The sequence below is a fragment of the Massilia orientalis genome, assembly GCF_030411975.2.
Taxonomy (GTDB): Bacteria; Pseudomonadota; Gammaproteobacteria; order Burkholderiales; family Burkholderiaceae_D; genus Telluria; species Telluria orientalis.
Window position 1 is genome coordinate 240,960 of record NZ_JASNRB020000003.1, and the last position, 25,846, is coordinate 266,805.

The window sequence follows — 25,846 nt, forward strand, 5'->3', positions numbered from 1 at the left end:
GATTGTTTCCGCTTCGAGATCCACACGTTGACGCACCACACTTGGATGTCCACCGGCCTGCTGTTTGCGGCTCTGCTGAGCGCCGGCGCGGCGGACGCGAAGGACGCGACCCTGCGCCCCTGGCCCGCGGGCCAGCCGACGCCAGCCCTGCAGTTGACGGGCCTGGACGGCCAGCCGTGGGACGTGACAAGCCTGCGCGGCAAGGTCGTCGTCGTGAATTTCTGGGCCAGCTGGTGCGGCCCGTGCGTGGACGAGCTGCCGGTATTGAAGGGCCTGGCGGGCCGCGACGGCGTCGCGGTCGTGGGCGTGAACTACAAGGAACCGCTCGATACGATCGAACGTTTCACGAAGGACCACCCGCTCGGCTATCCCGTCCTGCGCGACCGTACGGGCGATGCCTTCAAGCGCTGGACGCCGGGCGTGATGCCGACGACGATCCTCGTGGACCGCACGGGTCGCGCGCGCTGGCGCACGGTCGGCGAGATTCCGCCGGACGACACGAAGCTGCGCGCCGCCATCGACGCGCTGCTGGCGGAACCGCAACATCGAACACACAACCAAAAATAGGGAAAAGCCATGCAAGACACCAAACCGTCCACCGCCCGCCGTGCGCTGCTGAAAGCGGCCGGCGGCCTCGCGCTCGCCACCACCCTGCCCCGCGCCGTGCTGGCGGCGGACGCGCAGGAACGCCATTTCGACCCGCGTCCGGGCGACTGGAAGGGCTACGAGGTGGTGACGAAGGTGGCCCTGCAGCGCGCCGCCGGTCCGTCGACCGTGTGGATCCCGCTGCCGGCCATCGACACGGAATGGCAGCGCAGCCTGTCGAACAATTGGTCCGGCAACGCGAAGAAGACGCACGTCGAAACCGACCCGCACTACGGCGCGCGGTTCCTCGTCGCCGAATTCGATGGCAGCGCGCCGCCGATGCTGGAAGTCGTGTCGCGCATCCAGACCCGCGACCGCGCCGAGAACTGGAAGACCCGCACCCCGGGTACGGAAGCCGCCGAAGACCTGCGCGTGTGGCTGCAGCCGACCGACCTGATGCCGCTCGACGGCATCGTCAAGAAAACCTCGCTGACGATCACCAGGGGCGCGCGCACGGATGAGGAAAAGGTCCAGCGCATCTACGACTGGATCGTGCTGAACACGTTCCGCGAGCCGAAAGTGAAAGGCTGCGGCACGGGCGACATCAAGACGATGCTGGAAACGGGCAACTTCGGCGGCAAGTGCGCCGACCTGAACGGCCTGTTCGTGGGCCTGTGCCGAGCCTCGGGCGTGCCGGCGCGCGACGTCTATGGCATCCGCATCGCGCCGAGCGCCTTCGGCTACAAGGAACTGGGCGGCAAGCCCGCGTCCCTGCAAGGCGCCCAGCACTGCCGCGCCGAGGTTTACCTGAAGCAGCACGGCTGGGTCGCGATGGATCCGGCCGACGTGGCCAAGGTCATGCGCCAGGAAACCGCAGACTGGATCAAGGACCCGGACAACCCCGTCGTCGCGCCCGTCAAGCGCGCGCTGTTCGGCGGCTGGGAAGGCAACTGGATGGGCTATAACTTTGCCCACGACGTGCGCCTGCCGGGCTCCGTCGCCGGCAAGGTCGGCTTCCTGATGTACCCGCAGGCGCAGAGCGGCGGCGAAGCGTACGACTCGCTCGCGCCGGACACGTTCAAGTACACCATCACGTCGCGCGCCATCTGACCGACATGTCCACGCTCGCCCGCCAATCCGTCGACGGTACCGAACGCAAGGCCGGCCGCCTCATCGCGCTCGGCATGCTCGCGGCGCTGCTCGCCTCCACGTGCTGCGTGCTGCCGCTCGCGCTCGTGCTGATCGGCGTGACGGGCGCGTGGATGGTCAATCTGCAGGCGCTGAAACCCGTGACGCCGTATGCCATCGCCCTTACCGTGGGTGCGCTGGCGTGGGCCGGCTGGCTCGTGTTCCGCCCGGCGCGCGTGTGCGACCTGGAGAGCGGCGACTGCGCCACCACGCGGCCGCTTATGCGCCGCGTGTTCATCGCCTGCGCGCTGTTCGTCGCGCTGTTGCTGGGCTTTCCGCTGATCGCCCCGCTGTTTTATTGAGGAGAGCACCATGAATTTCACCCGTACCCTCGCCGTCGCCGCCCTCTTCATCGCGGCGCCGGCCTTCGCCAAGCAGCAGACCGTGTCGCTGAACGTCCCGACGATGGACTGCGCCACCTGCCCCATCACCATCAAGACGGCATTGTCGAAGGTGCCGGGCGTGTCGAAAGTGAAGGTCAGCTACGAGAAGCGCGAAGCCGTCATCGTCTACGACGACGCCCAGACCACCGTCGCCGACCTGAAAAAGGCGACGGAAGACGTGGGTTATCCGGCGATGCTCAAGACGTCGAAGTGATCCCGCGGGGATCCGTGAGGAAGACGAGGAACACGGCCCCGATCAATCCCATCCCCACGGCGCACGCGGCCTGCCAGCCGCCGTGCGCATAACTCCACGCCCCCAGCGCCGAACCGGTCGCGCCGCCCAGGAAGAACGTCGCCATGTAAAGGCCGTTCACGCGCCCGCGCACTTCCGCGCCAAGCGCATAGATCGCGCGCTGGCCCAGCACGAGATTGCCCGACACGGCGAAGTCCAGCGCGATGGCGGCCGCCACGAGGATGCCGACGCCGAACCGGCCGCCGTCCGCCAGGCCGAGCGTCGGGACGAACGACAGCAGGCCGAGCAGCATGCAGAACACCGTCGCGGGGCGCGTCCAGCCCCGGTCCGCCACGCGGCCCGAGAGCGGCGCCGCGATCGTGCCGGCGACGCCGGCCAGCGCGAACCACGCGATATCGCGCTGGTTCATGTCGTACGCCGGGCTCGCGAGCAGCAGCGGCGTGACCGTCCAGAACACGCTGAACGCGCCGAACATGCCGGCCTGGTAGATGGCGCGGCGGCGCAGCACGGGCATGTCGCGCACGAGCCCCGCCATCGATGCGAGCAAGGCGCCATAGCCGAGCGTCGCATGCGGACGGCGCGCCGGCAGCAGCACGCGCAGCACGATGCCGAGCAGCACCATCAGTACGGCCGAGAGCACGTACACGCCCTGCCACGACCACGCGTGCGTGATGAAACTGGCGACGGGACGGGCCAGCATGATGCCGAACATCAGGCCGCTGACGATATTGCCGACGACTCTACCGCGCACGTGCTCGGCCGCCATGTGCGACGCGTACGGCACGAGCACCTGCACGGCCACGGCGCTGAAGCCGATCACCAGCGAGCACGCGAGGAACGCCGGCACCGGATGGCCGAGCGCCGGTGCGATTGAAGCGGCGACGAGCGCCACCACCAGCAGCGCCACGAGGGCCAGCACCAGTCTCCGGTTTTCCAGCAGGTCACCGAGCGGCACGACGAGCAGCAGGCCGGCGCAATAGCCGAGCTGCGTCAGCGTGACGAGCAGGCCGGCCGCGCCGGCCGGCAGGCCGATGTCCGCGCGGATCGGGCCGACGAGCGGCTGGACGTAATATAGATTCGCCACGATCAGGCCGCAGGCGGCGGCGATCAGCAGCATCAGCCACGTGGGCATGGCCGCGGCGTCTTGCCGCGGACGTTCGAGCACCTCGGTGGACAAAGGCGATGGGGGCAACATGCGCTCCGGGTAAAGCGTCAAGTGTAACGCCTGCTGGCGATCCTTGCCGGACGCGTCTTAGATCGGCGTGCGCTCCCACAGCACGTCGAGCGGCCCGTCCACGTGGCCCACGGCGATGCGCGGATAGCGTTTCAGGCGCGCGCCCGCGAAGTCGTCGGCGAGCGCCGCGCGCACGAGGCGGCGCACGAGCAGCACGCCGTCGTCCGCATCGGCGACGTCACCCGGCGGCGCAATCCGGGCGCGCGACGGCAGCCAGACCTCGTCCAGCGCCCAGTCGGCGGCAGCCGGGTCGCAATCGGCGGCGCCGATCAATTCCACGGCGTGCTCGCCGGCAGTCGTCGGGTGCACGTTGAAGCACAGCGCGCGCACGCCGGCACGCCAGCTGCCGGCCGGCTCGCCGATCGCGCCCAGCAGCCAGCGCCGGAAGAAGTCCTCGAAGCGCGCATCCTCGAAACGGGCATCGGGCGCCTGCGGCATGCCTGCGCCGCGCGCGGCGTCAAGGTTGATCCAGCCAGTCATATTCCCAGCTCCACGGCATGTCGTCCGGGCCGAGCGCCTGCCGGCCCAGTTCCGGGAACAGGCGTTCCGCCCGCACGTCGTTCGACAGCATCACCACGCAGCGCTGGCCCGTCTCCAGGCACAGCACGAAGTCCGCCGTCGATTCGTCGTGGCCGCCGTCGAACCACGCGGGCCCCGAGCGGTCCTCGAACGTGACGACGCCCAGGCCCGCCGCCAGTTTCTGCGGCCACGCGGCCTCGGCGCCGCCGAACGCGGGGTAGCGACGGCGCGCTGCGATCGGCAGCCAGCCCGTCGAGAACGCGGCGCGCGTGTCGGGGCGCAGCCCGTCGCCGCGCATGATGCCGGCCCACAGCCTGGCCTGGTCGGCGATCGTCGTCTCCATCGAGCCGGCCGCGCGCACGCGGTAGCGGCGCTCGTGCGGCTGCAAGGCGCCGTCGAACGCATAGCCGTCCGCCGCGTTTTCCGCGTACTCCGCGCGCCAGTACATGCTCGTGCGGCGCATGCCGAAGCGGTCGAACACGCGCCGGCGCATCTCCTGCGCCACGTCCAGGCCGAGACCCTGTTCGACGATGAGCTGCAGGATCGCATAGCCTTCGCTCGAATACGCATAGCGCTCGCCCGGATCGGTGTGGATGCGCAGCCGGCCGCCCGGCTCCATCCAGCGGTAGTCGGCCAGGCCGCCGCCGTGCGCGAGCAGCATGCGCGGCGTGATCGCCTGCCAGCGCGCATCGCCGGCGAGGTCGGAAAAATCGTAGGGACGCATGCGGTACGTGGGCAACGGATGCGGCAGCAGCTTCGTGACGGGCGCGTCGAGGTCGATCCGGCCCTCGTCGGCCAGCTGCAGCAGCATGTACGCGAAGGCGGCCTTCGTGAGGGTGCCGCCCGCCATGATGGTGTCCGGCGTCAGCGGCTGGCCGAGGGACGCGTTGCGCATGCCCATCACCTTGACGTTCGCGACCTGCCCGTTCTCGATCGTCGCGAACGCCATGCCCTGCACCTGCTCGCGCCGCATCGCGCGCTGGATTTCCGGATCGGACAGCGATTGCATGGGGCGTAGCGGACGCGCGCAGCCCGCCGCCAACATCGCCGCCACACCCATCGTCAACCACGTCCCGAACCGCATGCGCTCTCCCCAGACCCGCCGGATGCCGCACCGCGCGGCACCCCAGCCCGACATGATGCCATGAGAGCGCTAACTCCGTCATGACGATTCGTCAAGGCGAGCGCTTGTAGACGCGCACGTAGTCGACCAGCATCTGCTGGGGGAACGCGGTCGTCGCGTCCGGGTTGCCGGGCCAGGCACCGCCGACGGCCAGGTTCAGGATCATGAAGAACGGGTGTTCGAACACCCAGTCGCCCGTGACGGTGTCGGGCCGCGCCGTGTGGTACAGGATGCCGTCGCGGTACCAGCGGATCGCGCGCGGCTCCCATTCGACGGCGTAGACGTGGTAGTCGTCGGCATACGTCCCCTTGTCGAGCCGCTGCGGCTTGCCGATGGCCTTGGCGCCGCTGTACCCGGGGCCGTGCAGCGTGCCGTGGACGAGGTCCGGCTCGCGGCCGATGTTTTCCATGATGTCGATCTCGCCGCAGCGGGGCCAGCCGGCCTGGCCGATGTCGGCCCCGAGCATCCAGAACGCGGGCCAGATGCCCTGCCCGCGCGGGATCCTGATGCGCGCCTCGTAGCGGCCATGCGTGCGCTCGACCTTTCCCGCGGTCTTGATGCGCGCGGAGGTGTAGTGGCGTCCGCCGTGGTCTTCCTTGCGTGCTTCGATGACGAGATTGCCGCCATCGACACGCAGGTTGTCGGGCCGGTCCGTATAGAACTGCAGCTCCTGGTTGCCCCAGCCGTTGCCGCCCGTCTCCGGGATCCATGCCGTGCGGTCCAGCGTGCGGCCGTCGAATTCGTCGTGCCAGTCCAGTACCCAGCCGGGCGGCTGCGTGAGCGTGGTTTGCGCTTGGGCCGCAGTTCCCGCAGAAAGGAAAACGGCGAGCACGGCGGCGATTCGTAAAGTGGACATGCGGTCTCCGCTTGGAAACGTTCCCAGACAATTTCGAATATAGCACCGCGGATTTTTCGATGTCAAACATGCCCTGTTTTTCAGTGTGCCGTTCCGGCCACGCACTACTGAATATTCCGTTGACAATTGTTTTTTCTGAACATAAGATTCGACCAGCATATGGAAACGTTTCCAGAGATTGGAAACGATGTTGAAGCGGTGAAGAGAGATAAAAACAGAGGAGACCCAATGCATTACCCGAAGGCAAACCAAAAACTGATGAGCCTGGCTGTCGCGAGCGCCTGCGCCGCCCTGATCCCGGCCTACGCCCAGACGACCGCGCCCGAAGACAGCCGCGGCGGCGACATCCCGACCACGTCGATCCAGCAGGTCACCGTCACGGGCCTGCGCCAGTCGCTGGCCTCGTCGCTGAACCTGAAACGCCAGTCGGACGGTATCGTCGACGGCATCGTGGCCGAGGACATCGGCAAATTCCCCGACACGAACCTGGCCGAATCGCTGCAGCGCATCTCGGGCGTGTCGATCGACCGCGTGAACGGCGAAGGCCAGAAGATCACCGTGCGCGGCGTGGGTCCCGACTTCAACATGGTGCTGTTGAACGGCCGCCAGATGCCGACGTCGAACCTGGGCGACCTGAATGGCCGCTCGTTCGACTTCTCGAACCTGGCGTCGGAAGCGATCTCGCAGCTGCAGGTCTACAAGACCAGCCGCGCCGAGACCCCGACCGGCGGCATCGGCGCCACCGTCAACGTGATCACCGCGCGTCCGCTCGACAAACTTGGCACGTATTCGAGCATCGGCATCAAGGCCGTGCACGACACGTCGAACAACAACCTGCCGGGCGACGTCAAGGCCAGCACCTCCACCACGCCGGAATTCTCGGGCATCTATTCGACGACGTCGAAGGATGGCCACTGGGGCCTGGGCGTGTCGGCGAGCTACCAGGAACGCAACCTGGGCTTCAACCAGGCGTCCGTCGGCAACGGCTGGAAGGGTCCGTTCCGCGGCGACGAGAACAACTGGGGCACGATCCCGCAGCCGGGTACCGCCGGCTCGGAAAACATCACGAACCGTCCCAAGCCCGGCGACATCTACCAGGTGCCGCAGAACCTGAACTACAGCATGACGGGCGTGAAGCGCCAGCGCACCAACGGCCAGTTGACCCTGCAGTGGCAGCCGGTCAAGGAACTGACGACCACCCTCGACTACACGTACTCGGAAAACAAGCTGCAGACGAAGCGCAACGACGTCTCCGCCTGGTTCAACTTCGGCGCGTCGGCGTCGTCGTGGACCAACGGCCCGATCGCCGCGCCGCTCGTCTACACGGAATTCATCCCGGCCGGGAACAGCGACATCGCGATGGGCGGCGCCGACTTCGCCACCAAGACCCAGAACAAATCGCTCGGCTTCAACGCCCAGTGGCGTGCCAGCAAGGATCTCAAACTCGAGTTCGACGCGCACCGTTCGACCGCGGAATCGAAGGCGGACAGCCCGTTCGGCTCGAGCAATACGCTGGGCACCGCGAGCTTCTCGCGCGGCGACACGACGGCCGATTTCTCGCAGGAGTTCCCGGTCCTGTCGATCAAGGGCGCCGACTTCACGGGCGCGCCGCAGCAGGTCACCGGTTCCGTCTTCCAGAACGGCTACATGAAGGGCGAGGTCGACCAGCTCCAGTTCAAGGGCCGCCTGCGCATGCTGGAAGCGTCGAACCTGAACTTCGGCATCGGCACCGTCGAGGTCAAGAACCGCTCCGCGTTCTCCACCCAGCAGCGCGACGCCTGGACGGGCGCGACCAAGCCGTCCGACTACCCGAGCAGCCTGTGGCACGCCGACACGATCCGCCAGTACTTCGACCAGCTGGCCGGCAGCCAGAACCCGAACCTGTTCAACACCTTCTACACCTTCAACTTCGCGCAGGTGCGCGACGTGGTGTCGAAGGCGTCCGGCCTGCCCGCGCTGTATCTGCCGAAGAACACGTACGACACCGACCAGCGCACCGGCGAAAAATCGAAGAGCCTGTACCTGCAGTTCAACACGGACTGGGATACGGCGCTGCCGATGCACACCGCGATCGGCGTGCGCTACGAAAAGACCGACGTCGTCTCGACCGCGCTCGTGCCGGCGGCCACCGCCATCACGATGGTCTCCGCCAACGAATTCCCGGTCACGTTCGGTGCCCCGACGTTTACCACGCTGACCGGCAAGTACCACCACCTGCTGCCGTCGGTCGACTGGGACATGGACCTGCGCGCGGACATGAAGGTGCGCGCGAGCTACGGCGAGACGATCGGCCGTCCGCGCTACGACCAGATCGCCGGCGGCCAGATCCTGAATACGCTGGCGCGCGTCGACGGCGGCACGGGCTCGCAGGGCAATCCGGCGCTGAAGCCCGTGAAGTCGAAGAACTTCGACCTGTCGTGGGAATGGTACTACGGGAAGGACAGCTTCTTCTCCGTGAACGCGTTCTATAAAGACCTGGAGAACTACGCCGGCCAGTCGAAGATCGACGCCACGCCGTTCAACCTGCACACGCCGGTGGGCGGCGCGCTGTGGAACGAAGCGTCGGCCGCCGGCTGCGGCACGGACCCGGCCTGCATCCGCAACTACATCTTCAAGAATCACCCGACCGCCGCGGGCGTGACCGTGACGGGCGTGGACAGCAGCGGCAACCCGACCGGCAACATCGTCGGCCAGCCGGGCGATCCGGTGGCGCACTTCCAGATCACGACGTTCTCGAACCAGAAGAAGGCAAGTCTGAACGGCCTGGAATTCAATCTCCAGCACATGTTCGGCAACACCGGCTTCGGCATCTCGGCGAACTACACGTACGTCCACTCCGGACTGCGGTACGATAACGGCAGCGTGGGCGAACAGTTCGCACTGGTCGGCCTGTCGAACTCCGCGAACCTCGTCGGCATCTACGAGAACGACAAGTGGAACGTGCGCGCGGCCTATAACTGGCGCGGCGAATTCCTGTCGTCGACGTTCGACGGCGCGGGTCCGAACCCGAACTACGTGGAGCCGTACGGCCAGCTCGACCTGTCGGTCGGCTACAACGTCACGCCGAAACTGGTCGTGCAGTTCGAAGCCATCAACCTGACGAACGAGACGAGCCGCGTCCACGGACGGACCACGCAGCAGGCGCTGTACGTGACGCAGACCGGGCCGCGCTATATGCTGGGGGCACGCTACAAGTTCTAAGGGCCCGGGACCCCAAGACCGTCGTCCCGCGAAGGCCGGAACCCAAGTTTGCAGGCTACGGACGCAAAATTGGGTTCCCGCCTGCGCGGGAAGTCGTTTCCGACGGTGCCGGAAACGACGACACGGGCGTACGGTCAGTCTGCCGTAATCGGTTTCAGCGTATAAAAAGTTGTTCCAAAAGCAGCATTTTCAGGTAGACTCATGCGGCCCACCGGAAAAAGGAAGCTGTGATGAGTAAACCCATCGAACACGTCGTGGTGGTCGGCGGCGGCTCCGCGGGCTGGCTGACGGCCGGCGTCCTCGCGGCCGAACACCCGCGCCTGACCGTCACGCTCGTCGAATCGCCGGGCGTGCCGCCCATCGGCGTCGGCGAAGGCACGTGGCCGTCCATGCGCGAGACCCTGCAGCGCATCGGCGTCTCCGAAGCCGCGTTTTTCCGCGAATGCGACGCCGCGTTCAAGCAAGGCTCGCGCTTCGACCGCTGGGTCGACGGCAGCGACGGCGACGTCTATTTCCACCCCTTTTCCCTGCCCCAGGGCTATGGCGAGGCGAATCTCGTCGCGGCCTGGCAGCGCACGCACCGCGGCGTCCCGTTCGCGGACCTCGTCAGCTACCAGCCGCATTTATGCGTGCAGGGCCGCGCGCCGAAGCAGCCGCAGACGCCGGAATTCGCCGGCGTCGCCAACTACGGTTATCACCTGGATGCCGGCAAATTCGGCGTCTTCCTGCAGAAGCACTGCGTGGACAAGCTGCGCGTGCGCCACGTGCTGGCCCACGTCGTCGACATTCTTTCGACCGACGACGGCGACATCGCCGCGCTGCGCACGCGCGAAGCGGGCCTGATCGAGGGCGACCTGTTCATCGACTGCACGGGCATGGCCTCGCTGCTGCTGGGCCGCCACTACGGCGTGCCGCTCGTGTCGCAGCGCGACGTGCTGTTCAACGACCGCGCCCTCGCCGTGCAGGTGCCCTATCCGACGGACGACACGCCCATCGCATCGCAGACGACGTCCACCGCCCAGTCGCACGGCTGGACCTGGGACATCGGCCTGCCCGCGCGGCGCGGCGTCGGCTATGTGTATTCCAGCGCCCACGTCGACGACGACGCGGCGGAGCAGACAATCCGCGCCTATCTTGCGTCCACCGGTATCACTGGCGAGATTCCCGCACCGCGCAAGATCGCGTTCGACCCGGGCTACCGCGCCCGCTTCTGGGAACGGAACGTGGTCGCGATCGGCCTGTCCGCCGGGTTCATCGAGCCGCTGGAAGCGTCCGCGCTCGCGCTCGTGGAACTGTCCGCGGGCTGGCTGGCGGACGACCTGCCCGCCACGCGCGCGCAGATGGACACGATCGCCGCGCGCTTCAACGAGGCCTTCACGTACCGGTGGGAGCGCATCATCGACTTCCTGAAGCTGCATTACGTGCTGTCGAAGCGCACGGACACCGATTACTGGCTCGATCACCGCGCAGCGCGCACGCAGTCGGCGCGCCTGCGCGAGCTGCTCGCGCTGTGGCGCACGCGCGCGCCGTCGCGGCGCGACTTCCCGCGCATCGAAGAGATCTTCCCGTCCGCGAGCTGGCAATACATCCTGTACGGGATGGGCTTCCGGCCCGAATTGACGGCGCGCGCATCGGACCTGCCCGAGCGTGCCGACCAGTATTTCCGCGAGGCCGCGCGGCTCACCGCCCGCATGCTGCCGCAGCTGCCCGCGAACCGCGAGATGCTCCACCACATCCGCCAGTTCGGCATGCCGCCGGGCTAGCGGAGACACCACCACAACACCAATAACGAGAGAGACTACCACCGATGGCCAACCATGCACCCCTGAACAACGTCGACCACAAGAACCTGCGCGTGGTCACCACCCGCGGCGCGGCGTACGGCGACGCCGTGATGTCGGCGCTGACCTTCCCCGCCGAATTCCGCGACCTGCAGGCCTGCTACCCGATCGTCTTCGCGCAGGACGGCAACGGCGGCTACGACGCGCTCGCATTACTCGGATTCGAACCGGGCGAAAACCTGTTCCTCGGCCCGAACGGCTGGGACGCGCCGACGATCCCGCTGACCATCGAACGCCAGCCGTTCATGATCGGCCGCAGCGGCGAGGAACTGTCCGTCCACATCGACCTGGACAGCCCGCGCGTGCGCGACGGCGGCATCGAGGGCGAGGCGCTGTTCCTGACCTATGGCGGCACGAGCGAATACCTGGAACGCATCAACTCCGTGCTGCGCACCATCCACGAAGGCCTCGCCGCATCGCGCGCGTTCGTCGCCGTGCTCGTCGAGCTGGAACTGATCGAATCGTTCGTGCTGGACGTGGAACTGGACGACGGCTCACAGAACCGCCTGGCGGGCTTCTACACGATCAACGAAGACCGCCTCGCGAAGCTGACGGGCGAGCAGCTCGCGCGCCTGCACGACAACGGCTATCTGCAGGCCATCTACATGGCGGTGGCGTCGCTGGCGCAGTTCCGCGGCCTGATCCAACGGAAGAATCGCGCCAATGACGTCCTCCGTTAAGCATGTCCGCGAAGTAGCGGCAGTCGACGGCAAGCTGCCGGACGAGATGCTGCGCGCGACGCGGCCCTACATCGTACGCGGCCTCGCGGCCGACTGGCCCCTCGTGCAAAGAGGACGCGCGTCCGCGGAAAGCGCCGACGCCTACCTGCGCCGGTTTTATCGCGACGCGACCGTCAACGCGATGCTCGGCCCCCCGCAGATCGGCGGCCGCTTCTTCTACAACGACACGATCACGGGCTTCAACTTCCACAACGTGCGCGGGCGGCTCGACCAGGTGCTGGACGAACTGGCCGAGCACCGCAAGCGGCCGGATCCCGGCGCGATCTACGTGGGCTCGACGTCGATCGACGGCGCCCTGCCCGGCCTGCGCGCCGACAACGACCTGGACCTGGGCGGCCGCAACCCGCTGGCCAGCATCTGGATCGGCAACCGCACCGTCGTCGCCACGCACTACGACCTGCCCGACAATATCGCCGTCGTCGCGGTCGGCGAACGGCGGTTCACGCTGTTCCCGCCCGACCAGCTGACGAACCTGTACGTCGGCCCGCTCGATTTCAACCCGGCCGGCCAGGCGATCAGCCTCGTCGACGTGCGCAACCCGGACTTCGAGCGCTTCCCGCGCTACGGCGAGGCGCTGCAGCATGCCGAAGTGGCCGAGATGGGACCGGGCGATGCGCTGTTCATCCCGTCGATGTGGTGGCACCACGTGGAAGCGCTGTCCGCGTTCAACGTGCTCGTAAACTACTGGTGGCGCCAGTCCCCGGACTACATGGACACGCCGACGAACGCGCTGATGCTGGCGATCCTGACGATGCGCGACCTGCCGCCCGAGCAGCGGCGCGCGTGGCAGGACATCTTCCGCCACTACATCTTCGAGCCGGACCCCGCGAACCTCGCGCACATTCCCGAGAATGCGCGTTACGCGCTGTCGCCGCTCGACGAGGACGGCGCGCGCGTCCTGCGCGGCCAGCTGCTGCGCCGGATCAACCGATAAGACTAAAGACTACGACGCGTCTAACGACGACAAAGCGTACAAGCCAGGAGTAGAGACATGGAGAACAACAACCAACAAGGGCGCGGCCGCCCGATCCGCCGCGTCGTCATCGCCGGCGGCGGCACCGCCGGCTGGATGGCCGCGGCGGCGCTGGCGCGCACCCTCGGCAAGGTCGTCGACATCAAGCTCGTCGAGTCGGACGACATCGGGGCCGTAGGCGTGGGCGAGGCGACGATCCCGAGCCTCGTGCACTTCCACCGCCTGCTCGACATCGGCGAGCAGGAATTCATGGCCGCCACGCAGGCCACGTTCAAGCTGGGCATCAGTTTCGAAAGCTGGCGCGCGCGCGGCGAGGACTACATCCACTCGTTCGGCATGACGGGCACGGACCACTGGACGGCCGGCTTCCAGCACTTCTGGCTGAAGGGCCGCGACCGCGGCCTCGCCAGCGACTACGGCGACTACTGCCTGGAACTGGTCGCGTCGCAGGAAAAGCGCTTCGGCCACCTGCCGAACCAGGGCATCAACTACGCCTACCACCTGGACGCGACACGCTACGCCCGCTACCTGCGCCGCTTCTCCGAACACTTCGGCGCCGAACGCATCGAAGCGAAGATCGCGGAGGTCGACACCGATCCGGCCACGGGCCACATCACCGCGCTCGTGCTGGATTCCGGCACGCGCGTCGAGGGCGACCTGTTCATCGACTGCACGGGCTTCCGCTCGCTGCTGCTGGGCCAGACGATGGGCGTGGAGTACGAAGACTGGTCGCAATGGCTGTTCAACGACTGCGCCATCGCCGTGCAGACGGAATCCACCGGCCCGGCCGTGCCGCTGACGCGCTCGATGGCGCACGACTGGGGCTGGCAATGGCGCATCCCGCTGCAACACCGCACGGGCAACGGCGTCGTGTTCTCCAGCCGCTACACGGACGAAGCCACGGCACGCGCAACGCTGCTCGGCAACATCGAGGGGAAGGTCCTCACGGAGCCGCGCGTGATCCGCTTCACGCCGGGCCAGCGCAAGAAGGCCTGGGTCGGCAACTGCATCGGCCTGGGTCTCGCGAGCGGCTTCCTGGAGCCGATCGAATCGACGAGCATCCACCTGATCCAGCGCGGCATCGTGCGCCTTCTGCAGACGTTCCCGTCTTACGGCATCCAGCAGGCGGACGTCGACGAGTTCAATGCGCAGACCGAGGAAGACATCCGCACGATCCGCGACTTCATCATCCTGCACTACAAGGTTACGAACCGAAGCGACAAGCCGTACTGGCACGACGCGGCATCGATGCCCGTGCCGGACAGCCTGCAGCACCGCATCGACCTGTTCCGCGACGGCGCCCGCGTGTTCCGCGAAGGGAACGAACTGTTCGCGGAAAACTCGTGGGTGCAGGTGATGCTGGGCCAGGGCCTCACGCCCGAACGCTGGCATCCGAGCGCGGACCTGATGGGCGACGACGAGCTGCGCGGCTTCCTGGACGGCATCAGGAACGGCGTGCGCCGCACCGTCTCGCAACTCCCGCCGCACCAGCAATACGTGGAGCGCTACTGCCCGGCGGGCAAGCCGTGACGGCGGCGGCCGCCGGCTTCGCCGACACCAGGCGGCACTATCCCGTCCTCGACGGCCTGCGAGGCGTCGCGGCGCTGACGGTCGTCGCGTTCCACCTGTGCGAAGCGCATGCCGTGAACCGCTTCGCCCAGGTGATCAACCACGGCTACCTGGCCGTCGACTTCTTCTTCCTGCTGTCCGGCTTCGTGATCGGCTACGCCTACGACGACCGCTGGCGCCGCATGTCGCTGGGCGAATTCTTCCAGCGCAGGCTGATCCGCCTGCATCCGATGATCGTCGTCGCGATGGTGATCGGCGCGCTGATGTTCTATTTCCAGGCCGGGCCGCTGTTCCCGATGATCGCGGACACACCGCTGTGGCGCGTACTGCTGATCATGGTCATCGGCATGACCCTGCTGCCGGTGCCGCCGTCCATGGACCTGCGCGGCTGGGCCGAAATGCATCCCCTGAACGGCCCGGCGTGGTCGCTGTTCTTCGAATACGTGGCGAACGTGCTGTACGCGCTGGTGCTGCGGCGGCTGCCGAACCGGATCCTCGGCGTGCTCGCGCTGCTGGCCGGCGCGGCGCTCGTCCATTACCTGCTGACGGGGCCGAACGGCGACGTGATCGGCGGCTGGTCGCTGGACCCCGTCCAGTTCCAGCTCGGGTTCACGCGCCTGGCCTACCCGTTCCTCGCGGGCCTGCTGCTGTCGCGCGTCGTGCGCCCGGGCCGCATCGCGCACGCGTTTCCGCTCAGCGCCGCGATCCTGTTCGCCACGATGGCCTTGCCGCGCATCGGCGGCCCCGGGACTTTGTGGATGAACGGCCTGTACGAAGCCGCCTGCATCGTCGCCGTGTTCCCGCTCGTCGTCTGGCTCGGCGCCAGCGCCCACGTGCCCCCCGCCGCCAGCGCGCGCACGGCCCGCGTGTGCGCCGCGCTGGGCGGCCTGTCGTATCCGCTCTACATCATCCACTACCCGTTCGTGTACACGTACACCGCGTGGACGAACGAGCACCACGTGTCGTTGCGCGACGGCCTGCCCGTCGCCGCGGCCACCTTCGCCGCCTGCGTCGCGCTGGCGTGGCTGCTGCTGAAGTACTACGACGAGCCGGTGCGCGCCTGGCTCACGCGGCGCTGGATGGACCGCAAGCCGGCGGTCGCCGCGCCGGCCATGAACGGCTGATCAGCCCTGGCCGAGGTGCTCGTACAGGATCAGCGACCCGATCGCGATCAGTACGAGCCCGCCCACGACCTCGGCGCGCTTGCCCACCAGCTTGCCGAGGCCGCGGCCCACCATCACGCCGAGCGTCACCATGATGAACGTCGACAGGCCGATCGCGCCGGCCGTCGTGATGATGTTCGCGTCGATGAATGCGAGGCCCACGCCGACGGCCATCGCGTCGATGCTCGTCGCGAAACCGGTCACGGCGAGCAGCCAGAAGGAGTGGCTCGTGGGTTTGTCGTCCTCGTCGTCGTCCGCGCCGCCCAAGCCTTCGCGCATCATGCGCAGGCCGAGCACGCCCAACAAGGTGAACGCGATCCAGTGGTCCCACGCCTGCACATACGGCGCCGCCCAGTGGCCCAGCGCCCAGCCGATGACGGGTGTGAGACCTTCGATCACGCCGAAGATGGCGCCCGTGCGCAGGGCTTCGCGGAAATGGGGACGTTGCAGCGCGGCGCCCTTGCCGACGGCGACGGCGAATGCGTCGGTGGACATGGCGAGGGCGAGTGCTGCGGTGGCGAGGAGATTCATCGTGGTTCCAGTCGGGCAAACGCGAAGGCATGCCGGCGCGGCCCGATGAACGCGCAGGCATACCAAAGGTCTTGCCAACCGAAACGGCTGCCCGTACCACGTCAGCCGGGGCTGTCGAGTATGTTGATACGGGAACTTCCGCGCGGGCGGAAGCAGGCTACTCCCCAATGGGATGCCGGCATTCTACTGCAAAGGTGCCGCCATGGCCAGTCTCAGGCGCTGGTCGCTCCCTGGCGATGCAGGTTCGCATACTTCACGCCGAAGTACAGGATGAAGCCATAGCAGGCGGCCGGCACGAAGAACGACGGCTGCACGCCGATGCGGTCCGCCAGCCAGCCTTGCAGGAACGGCACGATGGCGCCGCCCACGATCGCCATGCACAGGATGCCGGAACCCTGGCCCGTGTGGCGTCCGAGGCCGTGCAGCGCCATGCTGAAGATCGTCGGGAACATGATCGAATTGCACAAGCCGACGGCGAGGATCGCCCACATCGCGGCCTGGCCCCGGCCGAAGATCGCGGCCAGCACGAGCGCGATGGCCAGCAGCGCGTTGAACGCGAGCGCCTTGCCGGGGCTGACGACGCGCATGACGGCAAAGCCGATGAAGCGCCCGATCAGCGCCCCGCCCCAGTACACGCTGACATAGCTTGCCGCCTGCGCCGCCGGCATCCCGGCCACCTGCTGCTCGCCGAGGAAATTGACGAGGAAGCTGCCGATGCTGACTTCGCCGCCCACGTACAGGAAGATGGCGACGGCGCCCAGCACGAGATGACGATGATGCAGCGCGGAGCCGACGGCACCGGCCGCGGGAACGTCTGCCTCGGCATGGTCGATGCGCGGCAGCCGGGCCAGCGCGAACAGTGCGGCGAGGATCGCGAGCGCCGCGGCGAGCGCGAGATACGGTCCCTGCACGGCAGCCGCCTGGTCGGCCGCGACGGTGCCCGCCCCCGCGAGGATGAGCATGCCGCCCAGCGCGGGGCCCACCGTCGTGCCCAGCGAGTTGAATGCCTGCGTGAGCGTCAGCCGGCTCGATGCCGTCGCGGCCGGGCCGAGCACCGTCACGTACGGGTTCGCGGCCACCTGCAGGATCGTGATCCCGGCAGCCAGCACGAAGAACGCGAAAAGGAACAGGCCGTAGCCGCCCTGCGCGGCCGGATAGAACAGCGCGCAGCCCCCGGCCGCGATCAGGAGGCCCGTGACGGCGCCCTTCTGGTAGCCGATGCGGCGGATCAGCGCGCCGGCCGGCAGCGACACGATGAAATAGGCGCCGAAGAAGCAGAACTGCACGAGCATCGCCTGCAGGTAGTTCAGCGTGTAGATCGCCTTCAGGTGCGGGATCAGCACGTCGTTCAGCGACGTGAGCAGGCCCCACATGAAGAACAGGATCGTGACGATGACGAGCGGACCGGTATTGGTCGCGCTCGCGGACGATGCCGCGGTCACGGACACGGTCGGGTTGGGGGAAGCTGCCATGGAATCTCCTTTGTTATGGTTATGGTGTTCAGTGCGGGACACGGTCCGATGACGAGGCACGCCGGGATTCGCGCCAGGCAAGCCCGCAGCCGGCCCTTGCCCTCGCAGCGGGCATCGGTGCCGCCGCTGTCGGCCGGCAGGCGCAAGCCGCTTATCGCAGGTCCTCGCATCGGACGGTGGCGGCGCCCGCGGTCACGTCGACGTTGCCGAAGGCGGCCGTGAAAACGCCGTCGCTCGTCACGCGGAACGGCGTGTCGATTCTTGCCAGGTCCACGCCGCGCGCGCGGAAGCAGGCCAGCGGGATCGCGACCTCCTGCCGACCCTTGCCGGCCAGGCCAGTGAACAGCCTGGTCGCATCCAGCGGCGTGCCGCAGGCGGTGCCGCCACAGGCCATCGCGATCGTCACCTTGCCGGCGGGCGCCTGCTGCACGATCGTGTCGAAGCGCAGCACGCCCTTGTCCGCCAGCGCGGCCGGCAGCGCGAGCGGCTTGCTGCCGTGCGCCTCGAACGCCGCCGGCGCCGTCCACGTGACGAGCTTCGCATCCTGCTGCGTCTTGATCTGGGCAATGGCCACCGAGATGCCCGCCAGGCTCGTACCCGCATTGAGGTCGGCGCCCAACGGCTGCACGGCCGTGCCGCTGACGATCCGCAGCGGGAAGCTCGCGCGATCCGCCTGGCCGTACACCGGGTAGGTATCGGACGCGCTGCAGCCGCCGGGCGGATACGTCGCATCCAGCGTGCCGATATGCGAACGCTGGCCGCGCTTAAGGCCGTAGCCGTACGCGAACAGCGGCGCATAGCCGGCGTCGCCCACGTTCAGCGGCGTCTGGCACACGGATTTCGGCCAGGAGAACGACAGCTTGCCCTTGAACTCATAAGGCTTCGCGCCCTTGCCGGTGACGAGCAGGTCCGACACGCCCTTGCCTTCCGTGCCCGGCAGCCAGGCCGCGACGAACGTGTCCGACAGGTTCAGCAAATCGTTCACCCACAGCGGGCGGCCGGACAGGAACACGGTCACCACGGGCTTGCCCTTGCCGTGCACTTTCTGCAGCACCGCCAGGTCTTCCGGATAGCGGCTCGAATGGCGCAGCGTCCCGGACGGCACGATATCGCCGTCCCCTTCCGCATAGGGCGCCTCGCCGATCACGGCGATGACGGCATCGAACCTGGCCGGATCCACGGCGGCGGCGTCCGCGCTGTACGTGACGTCCGCGCCGGCCGCCTTCAACCCCGCGAGGATCGTCTCGGCCTTCGGGAAATCGGCGTTCGTGTTCGCCGTGCCCTGCCACGTCAGCGCCCAGCCGCCGGTCTGGTTGGCCATGCTGTCGGCGGCCTTGCCGACGACGAGGACGCGCTTGTTCGTGGCCAGCGGCAGCGCCGGTCCTTCGTTCTTCAGCAGCACGAGCGATTCGCGCACCGCGCGGCGGCCCAGGTCCTTCGCGAGCAGCGCGTCGTCCTTGCCGGCCCATGCGGATTGCGACGGGCGCTTGTCGAACACACCGGCGCGCAGCTTCACGCGCACGATGCGGCTGACGGCGTCGTCGATGCGCGCCATCGGAATACGGCCCGCCTCGACGTCCCTGATCGTATTGGAAATGAAGGCCTTCCAGTCGTTCGGCACCATCACCATGTCGATGCCCGCGTTGATGGCCTGGGCGCAGCCGTCGTTGCGGCAGCCCGGCACTTCGCCGTGTCCGTTCCAGTCCGTGACGACGAACCCGTCGAAGCCCATCTTGTCCTTCAGGATATCGGTGAGCATATAGCGGCTGCCGTGCACCTTGCCGTAGTCCTTGCCGGCCGCCACGTCGTTCCATGAATTGAACGAGGCCATGACCGTCTGCGCGCCCGCCTCGATGCCGGCGTAGTATCCCTGCGCGTGGATATTCATCATGTCGCGCTCGCTGACCTTCGCGACCCCCATATTGATGCCGAACTCCGTGCCGCCGTCGGCCATGTAGTGCTTGATGCTGGCGATGACGTTCGCGTCGTCCTTCAGCGCGCCCTGCAGGCCCGTCACGTATGGACCGGACAGGCGTCGCACCAGTTGCGGGTCTTCCGAAAAGCTTTCGTAAGTGCGGCCCCAACGGTCGTCGCGCACGACGGCGACGGTCGGGCCGAACACCCATGCGATGCCCGTCGCGCGCACGGCCTTGCCCGTCGCGGCGCCGATGGCCTGCACCAATTCCGGGTCGCGCGCCGCGCCGAGGCCGATATTGTGGGGGAACATGGTGGCGCCGTAGACGTTGTTATGGCCATGGACCGCGTCCGTGCCCCAGATCATCGGGACCTTGACCGCCATGTCCGTCGCCATCGAGGCGTCGTAGAACGCGTCGGCCAGCTTCAACCAGTCGCCGGCGCTTGCGTGCTTGTCGTTGTGCGGCCAGCTGCCGCCGCCGTTCAGCACGGAGCCGAGGTAGTACGTGCGCATGTCGTCCGGCGTCACGGCCTTGAGTTCGGCCTGCGTCATCTGGCCGATCTTCTGCGCAAGCGTCATGCGGCCGACGATCTCGCGCACGCGCGCCTCGAGGGCGGCGTCGGGCGCGATCGCGCTCTTCAGGTGCGGCCAGGCCGTGATCTGCGGCGCGGCCGTCGCGCAGAACGCGGCGGCGGCCAGCGCGGACGCGACGGCGAGCCGGATGTGGCTGGGGCGATGGGTGGTCATGCGAGGTCTCCAGAGGCGGTTCGTTATCATGAGGGGTCGATTGGAAACGATTCCAATCGACCCGGCAGATATTGACTGCAAACGCGCGCGCTGTCAATCACCCGCTCTCGTTTACAGCCCCCGCAGGAACGTGCGATACCATTTCGCGCTGTCCTTCAGCCGGCGCTCCTGCGTGGCGTAATCCACGTGCACGAGGCCGAATCGGCGCAGATAGCCTTCCGCCCACTCGAAATTGTCCAGCAGGCTCCACGCGAAATAGCCTTTCACGGGCACGCCTTCGGCCACGGCCTGCCGTAGCGCGGCCAGGTGGCGCATCAGGTAGCGTCTGCGTTCGACGTCGCGCACGGCACCGTCGCCCGTCACCACGTCGTCGTAGCACGAGCCGTTTTCCGTAACGTACAACGGGCCGGGACGGTAGTCGCGGTCGACCCGGGCCAGCAGCTCGGACAGGCCCTGCGGCGCCACGGGCCAGCCCATTGCCGTGATCTCCCCTTGCGCCGGCAGGATGCGGGCGCCGAGCGGACCGTGGTCCGGACCATGCGCGACCGTCTCCGGGAAGTAGTAGTTCACGCCGAGGAAGTCGGTCGGCACGGCGATGTCGTCCAGGTCGCCCGGCAGCACGACCGGCGCCGCCTTGCCCACTTGCGCGAGCGTCGCTTCCGGATAGCCGCGGCCGTACAGCGGGTCGAGGAACCAGCGGTAGCGCAGGCCGTCGTGGCGATCCATCGCGGCGACGTCCTCCGGCGAGGCGCTCGCGGGCCGCAGCGGGTGCAGGCTGAGCGAAATGCCGACCTGCGCGCCGGGCACGTTCGCGCGGATCACGGGCACCGCCCTTCCGTGCGACAGCAGCACGTGGTGCGCGACCTGCAGCGCCGTGCCGAGGTCCGTCAGGCCCGGCGCATGCCAGCCCTCGTAATTGCCGATGATGGCCGTGCACCACGGCTCGTTGTGCGTGATCCAGTGGCCCACCCGGTCGCCGAGGCGGCGCGTCACCGCGTCGGCCATGTCCACGAACGCGTCGACCGTGTCGCGCGACGCCCAGCCGCCGCGGTCCTGCAGCCATTGCGGCAGGTCCCAGTGGTACAGCGTGGCCCACGGCTGCAGGCCCCGCTCCAGCATGCCGTCGACGAGGCGGTCGTAGAAATCGAGGCCTTTCGCATTCGGTGTCTCGCTCACCCCGTCGCAGATGCGCGGCCATGCGATCGAGAAGCGGTAGGCGTTCAGGCCCAGGTCGCGGCCGATGTCGAGGTCCGCCGGCCAGCGGTGGTAATGGTCGCAGGCGACCGCGCCGGAGGAACCGTCGCGGATCTTGCCGGGCGTCGCCGCGAACCGGTCCCAGATCGATTCGACCCGGCCGTCCACGGTGCCGGCGCCCTCGATCTGGTACGACGACGTCGCGCAGCCCCACAGGAAATCGGAGCCGAAGTCGGCGCGCTGCGGCGCCTGCGGTTCCGGGCCGTCGGCGCCCGGGAAGATATCGTAGGTGGTCATCGTGATGTATGTCGTTGTGATTGGAAAGCTTTCCAGAGGCGCCGCAAAAAAAGGCGCGCATGCGGCGGCGCGCCGGATCGGGAAGTCGGGTCAGGCGGCCTTTCGCTTCGCGCTCGGGGCCTTGGCCAGCGAGGCGCGCAACGTCACGCTGACGGGGAATTCGCGCGTGACGGGACGGCGCATGTCGTAGCACAGGTTCAGCAAGGCGTTGATGCCGTTCTGCGTCATCTCGCGCCACGGCATGTGCACGGACGTGAGGCGCGGCGCGGAGAAGGCGGCACTCGGCGTGTCGTCGTAGCCCAGCACGGACAGGTCGTGCGGCACCCGGATGCCCGCCTCCTGGAAGTACGACAGCGCGCCCACGGCCATCTCGTCGTTCGCGCAGAACAGCGCCGTGCACGGGTAGCCCGAGTCGAGCAGCTGCTTGGCCGCGGCCCAGCCGCCGGCCGGCGAAAAGTCGCTCTCCAGGCGCCAGATCTTCGCGGGGTCGATGCCGTTGTCACGCAGCTCGCTCATGAAGCCGTCGATACGGGCGCGGTTGTCTTCCAGCTGGCGCGGGCCTTCGACGACGGCGATCTTGCGGTGCTTGTGGTCCAGCAGCGCGCGCGCCGCGAGACGGCCGCCCAGCGTGTGGTCGACGGTGAAGCACTGGTCGGACATGGAATCGAAACTGTGGTTCAGCGCGACGAGCTGGCCGGACTTGGCGCCCAGCGCGGTTACGTCTTCTTCCAGCAGCGCGCTCGTCATCACCACCAGGCCGTCGCAGCCGCGTTCGACGAGGAATTCGACGCCCTCGATGGCCTGGCGGCGCTCGTCGCCGAGGCCTACGCCGAACGCGAGCACCATGTGCACGCCGGCCGCGCGCAGTTCCGTGTCGATGATCTGCAGGATCGGCGTGTAGAACGTCCCGCTCAGCACGGGGATGTACACGCCGACCATGCGGCTCGTGCCGGACAGCAGCGCGCGCGCCGCATGCGACGGCCGGAAGCCCAGCTCGTCGATTGCCTTCTTCACGCGCGCCAGCGTCGCCGGCGACACGGAGCCCTTCCCGCTCACCACGCGCGACGCGGTGCCCAGTCCCACGCCGGCCAGCTTCGCTACGTCCTTGATAGTTGCCACAAAGTGTTCCTCAATGCTGTCGATTCGTCCGAAGGATACTGCATTTGCCGCCTTCCAAGGCGGCTTCTCGTCGTTGCCGTGTCTAGAGGCGATTTCCGGTGGCCGGGTCGAACAGCGACACCCGCGCCGTGTCGATCGAAAAGGCCACGCGCTCGCCCAGCGCGTAGCTGCGGGCATCGTGCACGAGCGACGCCAGCGTCGCCTTCCCGCGGCGCAGCCACACGACCTGGTGGTTGCCCATCGGTTCCACCAGCGTCACTTCGCCGACGAAGTCGCCGTCGGGCTGGATCGCCACGTGCTCGGGGCGGATCCCCAGCACCGCGGACCGTCCGGCGGGACGCGACGCGTCTTCCTGCAGGTAGCGCATGCCATCCGCCTCGAAACGTCCCTGCGCGTCCAGCGTCCCTTCGACGAACGCCATCGCCGGCGCGCCGAGGAAGCCCGCGACGAAGCGGTTCGCGGGTCGCTCGTACACGTCCAGCGGCGTGCCGATCTGCTGGATTTCTCCGCCCTGCATGACGACGATGCGGGTCGCGAGCGTCATCGCTTCCACCTGGTCGTGCGTCACGTAGATCATCGTCGAGCCGAGCGTCTGGTGCAGTAACTTGAGTTCGCGGCGGAGTTCCGCGCGCAGCTTGGCGTCCAGGTTCGACAGCGGTTCGTCGAACAGGAACACCTGCGCCTCGCGCACGAGCGCGCGCCCGATCGCGACGCGCTGCCGCTGGCCGCCCGACAGCTGCGCGGGCTTGCGGCGCAGCAGCGCATCCAGCTGCAACATGGCGGCGGCGCGGTCCACGCGGCGACGGATCTCGGCCTTCGGCGTGCCGGCGATGCGCAGGCCGAACGACATATTGTCCTCGACCGTCATCGTCGGGTACAGCGCATACGACTGGAACACCATGCCGATCCCGCGCTCGCTGGGGTCGGCGTCGGTCATGTCGCGGCCGCCGATCTCGATGGCGCCGGAATCGCTGTCGACGAGGCCCGCGATACTGTGCAACAAGGTCGACTTGCCGCAGCCGGAGGGGCCGAGCAGCACGAGGAATTCGCCCGGTTCCACGCAGAGGTCGAGGTCACGGATGATGGGCTTGCCGCCCAGGACGATGTTCAGTTTGCGCAGCGAGACGTTCGCCATCCCCTATCCTTTCACGGCGCCGGCAGCGATGCCGCGCACGAACCAGCGGCCCGAGACGAAGTACAGCGCGAGCGGCACGAGCGCGGTGAGGATCGTCGCCGCCATGTTCACGTTGTACTGCCGCACCCCGGTCGTCGTGTTGATCACGTTGTTCAGCTGGACCATCATCGGCATGTTGTCGCGCCCCGCGAACACGAGACCGAGGATGTAGTCGTTCCACACGCCCGTTACCTGCATGATCGCCGCGACGACGACGACCGGCAGCGACATCGGCAACATCACCTGCAGGAAGATGCGCCAGAACCCGCCGCCGTCGATGCGCGCGGCCTGGAACAGCTCGTGCGGCACATTGCAGTAGTAATTCCGGAACAACAGGGTCATGACGGGCATGCCGAACACGAGGTGCACGAGCACGATCGCGGGCAGGCTGCCGAAGATGCCGGCCAGCGCCATCACGCGCACGAGCGGGTAGATCATCACCTGCACGGGCACGAACGCGCCCGCCATCAGGATGCCGAACAGGAGGTTCGCGCCGCGCGGCCGCCAGAACGACAGCGCGTAGCCGTTCACGGCGCCCAGCAGGATGGTCAGGATCGTCGACGGCACGGTGATGGCGACGGAATTCCAGAAGCCGGTACGCACGCCGTCGCACGCGGCGCCCGTGCACACGCCGCTCCACGCGAGGCGCCACGGCGCCAGCGTCGGCGCGTGCGGCAGCGCGAAGATGCCGCCCTGGCGGATCTCGTCCATCGACTTCAGCGACGTCACGATCATCACGTACAGCGGCAGCAGGAAGAACAGCGCGGCGCCCAGCAGGAACACGTACAGGCCGATGCGGGCCGGCGTCCAGCGGCGGCGTGCGCGCCGGACCGCCTTCCGCGGCACGGCGACGGGTGTCGTGGCCGGCAGCGGCGGGACGATCGATTCCATTTTCATGCGGCCTCCTTGCGGCTGCGGGCATAGGCATAGGGCGCGAGCAGCGCGAGCACCGGCACGAGCAGCACGATCGCGCCGGCCGACGCCAGGCCCACGTTCGAGCGCAGGAACAGGTGGTCCATGATGAATTTCGCGGGCACTTCGCTGGCGATGCCGGGTCCGCCCTGCGTCATCGCGACGACGGCATCGTACAGCTTCGCCACCGCGGTCGCCAGCAACAGGAGGACGGTGGCGATCGTCGGCCACAGCATCGGCAGGACGATCTGGGCGTACACGCGCCAGGCGGGGATGCCGTCCAGGCGCGCCGCCTTCCAGATTTCCGGATCGACGCCGCGCAGGCCCGCCAGCATCAGCGCCATCACGAGGCCGGACATCTGCCACACGGTGGCGATGACGACGGTGTAGATGGCGAAGTCCTGCGACACGATCCAGTCGAAGCGGACGTCGTGGAACCCGAGCGCGCGCAGGCTGCCGTCGATGCCGTCGCCCGGCGCCAGCAGCCATTGCCACACGAGGCCTGTCGCCACGAACGACATCGCGTACGGGTACAGGAAGATCGTGCGGAACACACCCTCGCCCTTCACGTTCTGGTCGATGAATACCGCGAGCAGGAAACCGATCACGAGGCAGGCCAGCACGAACAGCACGCCGTACGCGGCCAAGTTGTGCAGGGAAAGCATCCAGCGCTCGTTGTCGAATAGCCGGTGGTACTGGGCGAAGCCGATGAAGTGCCCGGATGGGAACGTGCGCGAGCCGGTCAGCGAAATATAAAAGGTCCACAGGCCGGCGCCGAGATAGCCGAGTGCGGCGACGAGGGCCATCGGCAGCAGCGCGGCATAAGGCGTCACACGGGAGAGCTTCAGGGTCGCCAT

Annotated in this window: 23 protein-coding genes; 11 read left to right on the forward strand and 12 right to left on the reverse strand. The window is 67.8% G+C overall.

Annotated elements, in window-relative coordinates:
- Window positions 1-27 precede the first annotated feature (27 nt).
- From QPK29_RS05365 to merP, 4 genes are read left to right on the forward strand one after another with little or no spacing between them, the layout of a single operon-like run.
- Entirely contained in the window at window positions 28-567 is a 540-nt protein-coding gene (locus tag QPK29_RS05365) for a TlpA family protein disulfide reductase (protein ID WP_400189733.1), read from the forward strand.
- Window positions 568-576: 9 nt separating this feature from the next.
- A complete protein-coding gene (locus tag QPK29_RS05370) occupies window positions 577-1,695 on the forward strand; it encodes a transglutaminase-like domain-containing protein (protein WP_371770288.1) in 1,119 nt (372 codons plus the stop codon).
- Between the two features lie 5 nt (window positions 1,696-1,700).
- Entirely contained in the window at window positions 1,701-2,075 is a 375-nt protein-coding gene (locus QPK29_RS05375; protein ID WP_056133045.1) for a mercuric transporter MerT family protein, read from the forward strand.
- Window positions 2,076-2,085: 10 nt separating this feature from the next.
- Window positions 2,086-2,370 carry a mercury resistance system periplasmic binding protein MerP gene (gene merP, locus QPK29_RS05380; protein ID WP_056133048.1) on the forward strand — a complete coding sequence of 95 codons (285 nt, stop codon included), beginning with the start codon at window positions 2,086-2,088 and terminating at the stop codon, window positions 2,368-2,370.
- Here merP and QPK29_RS05385 read toward each other — a convergent pair.
- Genes QPK29_RS05385 through QPK29_RS05395 form a run of 3 tightly spaced genes read right to left on the reverse strand, consistent with a single transcriptional unit; the run spans window position 2,354 to window position 5,171 of the window.
- Window positions 2,354-3,604, reverse strand: coding sequence for an MFS transporter (locus QPK29_RS05385; RefSeq protein ID WP_371770287.1), 1,251 nt, complete (start codon window positions 3,602-3,604; stop codon window positions 2,354-2,356). The genes merP and QPK29_RS05385 overlap by 17 nt on opposite strands.
- A 57-nt stretch (window positions 3,605-3,661) precedes the next feature.
- Window positions 3,662-4,123 (reverse strand): hypothetical protein, encoded by a 462-nt coding sequence (locus QPK29_RS05390; RefSeq protein ID WP_371770286.1) that lies wholly within the window; start codon window positions 4,121-4,123, stop codon window positions 3,662-3,664.
- Entirely contained in the window at window positions 4,101-5,171 is a 1,071-nt protein-coding gene (locus tag QPK29_RS05395; RefSeq protein WP_400189734.1) for a serine hydrolase domain-containing protein, read from the reverse strand. Before QPK29_RS05395 ends, QPK29_RS05390 begins: the two co-directional genes overlap by 23 nt.
- On the opposite strand from QPK29_RS05395, the gene QPK29_RS05400 reads away from it, so the two are divergent.
- On the forward strand, window positions 5,170-5,310 hold the full coding sequence (locus tag QPK29_RS05400; protein WP_371766375.1) for a hypothetical protein: 141 nt from the start codon (window positions 5,170-5,172) through the stop codon (window positions 5,308-5,310). The two genes, QPK29_RS05395 and QPK29_RS05400, sit on opposite strands and share 2 nt — an antisense overlap.
- A gap of 27 nt (window positions 5,311-5,337) precedes the next feature.
- Here QPK29_RS05400 and QPK29_RS05405 read toward each other — a convergent pair whose 3' ends face one another.
- On the reverse strand, window positions 5,338-6,141 hold the full coding sequence (locus QPK29_RS05405) for a glycoside hydrolase family 16 protein (RefSeq protein ID WP_371770284.1): 804 nt from the start codon (window positions 6,139-6,141) through the stop codon (window positions 5,338-5,340).
- 228 nt (window positions 6,142-6,369) lie between these two features.
- On the opposite strand from QPK29_RS05405, the gene QPK29_RS05410 reads away from it, so the two are divergent.
- The 6 genes from QPK29_RS05410 (at window position 6,370) to QPK29_RS05435 (ending at window position 15,589) form a co-directional block, all read left to right on the forward strand.
- Window positions 6,370-9,342, forward strand: coding sequence for a TonB-dependent receptor (locus QPK29_RS05410; protein WP_371770283.1), 2,973 nt, complete (start codon window positions 6,370-6,372; stop codon window positions 9,340-9,342).
- 230 nt (window positions 9,343-9,572) lie between these two features.
- Window positions 9,573-11,105, forward strand: coding sequence for a tryptophan halogenase family protein (locus QPK29_RS05415; protein ID WP_371770282.1), 1,533 nt, complete (start codon window positions 9,573-9,575; stop codon window positions 11,103-11,105).
- Between the two features lie 44 nt (window positions 11,106-11,149).
- Window positions 11,150-11,863 carry a SapC family protein gene (locus QPK29_RS05420; RefSeq protein ID WP_371770281.1) on the forward strand — a complete coding sequence of 238 codons (714 nt, stop codon included), beginning with the start codon at window positions 11,150-11,152 and terminating at the stop codon, window positions 11,861-11,863.
- On the forward strand, window positions 11,847-12,857 hold the full coding sequence (locus QPK29_RS05425; protein ID WP_371770280.1) for a cupin-like domain-containing protein: 1,011 nt from the start codon (window positions 11,847-11,849) through the stop codon (window positions 12,855-12,857). Before QPK29_RS05420 ends, QPK29_RS05425 begins: the two co-directional genes overlap by 17 nt.
- Window positions 12,858-12,914: 57 nt before the next feature.
- The gene (locus QPK29_RS05430) at window positions 12,915-14,426 is read left to right on the forward strand and encodes a tryptophan halogenase family protein (protein ID WP_371770279.1); all 1,512 of its coding nucleotides are present in this window, start codon (window positions 12,915-12,917) and stop codon (window positions 14,424-14,426) included.
- Window positions 14,423-15,589 (forward strand): acyltransferase family protein, encoded by a 1,167-nt coding sequence (locus tag QPK29_RS05435; RefSeq protein ID WP_371770278.1) that lies wholly within the window; start codon window positions 14,423-14,425, stop codon window positions 15,587-15,589. The genes QPK29_RS05430 and QPK29_RS05435 overlap by 4 nt, the downstream gene beginning before the upstream one ends.
- Here the strand turns inward: QPK29_RS05435 and mntP are convergent, their stop codons facing one another.
- The 8 genes from mntP to QPK29_RS05475 form a co-directional block, all read right to left on the reverse strand.
- Complete coding sequence (gene mntP / locus QPK29_RS05440) at window positions 15,590-16,159, reverse strand: manganese efflux pump MntP (protein ID WP_160410427.1); 570 nt, start codon at window positions 16,157-16,159, stop codon at window positions 15,590-15,592.
- 212 nt (window positions 16,160-16,371) lie between these two features.
- Window positions 16,372-17,631 carry a sugar MFS transporter gene (locus tag QPK29_RS05445; RefSeq protein WP_371770277.1) on the reverse strand — a complete coding sequence of 420 codons (1,260 nt, stop codon included), beginning with the start codon at window positions 17,629-17,631 and terminating at the stop codon, window positions 16,372-16,374.
- 151 nt (window positions 17,632-17,782) lie between these two features.
- The gene (locus tag QPK29_RS05450) at window positions 17,783-20,293 is read right to left on the reverse strand and encodes a glycoside hydrolase family 3 protein (protein WP_371770276.1); all 2,511 of its coding nucleotides are present in this window, start codon (window positions 20,291-20,293) and stop codon (window positions 17,783-17,785) included.
- 111 nt (window positions 20,294-20,404) lie between these two features.
- The gene (locus QPK29_RS05455; protein WP_371770275.1) at window positions 20,405-21,784 is read right to left on the reverse strand and encodes a GH1 family beta-glucosidase; all 1,380 of its coding nucleotides are present in this window, start codon (window positions 21,782-21,784) and stop codon (window positions 20,405-20,407) included.
- 90 nt (window positions 21,785-21,874) lie between these two features.
- Complete coding sequence (locus QPK29_RS05460) at window positions 21,875-22,903, reverse strand: LacI family DNA-binding transcriptional regulator (RefSeq protein WP_371770274.1); 1,029 nt, start codon at window positions 22,901-22,903, stop codon at window positions 21,875-21,877.
- A gap of 82 nt (window positions 22,904-22,985) precedes the next feature.
- Complete coding sequence (locus tag QPK29_RS05465; protein WP_371770273.1) at window positions 22,986-24,038, reverse strand: ABC transporter ATP-binding protein; 1,053 nt, start codon at window positions 24,036-24,038, stop codon at window positions 22,986-22,988.
- Between the two features lie 3 nt (window positions 24,039-24,041).
- Window positions 24,042-24,968 carry a carbohydrate ABC transporter permease gene (locus QPK29_RS05470; RefSeq protein ID WP_371770391.1) on the reverse strand — a complete coding sequence of 309 codons (927 nt, stop codon included), beginning with the start codon at window positions 24,966-24,968 and terminating at the stop codon, window positions 24,042-24,044.
- 2 nt (window positions 24,969-24,970) lie between these two features.
- Entirely contained in the window at window positions 24,971-25,846 is an 876-nt protein-coding gene (locus tag QPK29_RS05475; protein ID WP_371770272.1) for a carbohydrate ABC transporter permease, read from the reverse strand.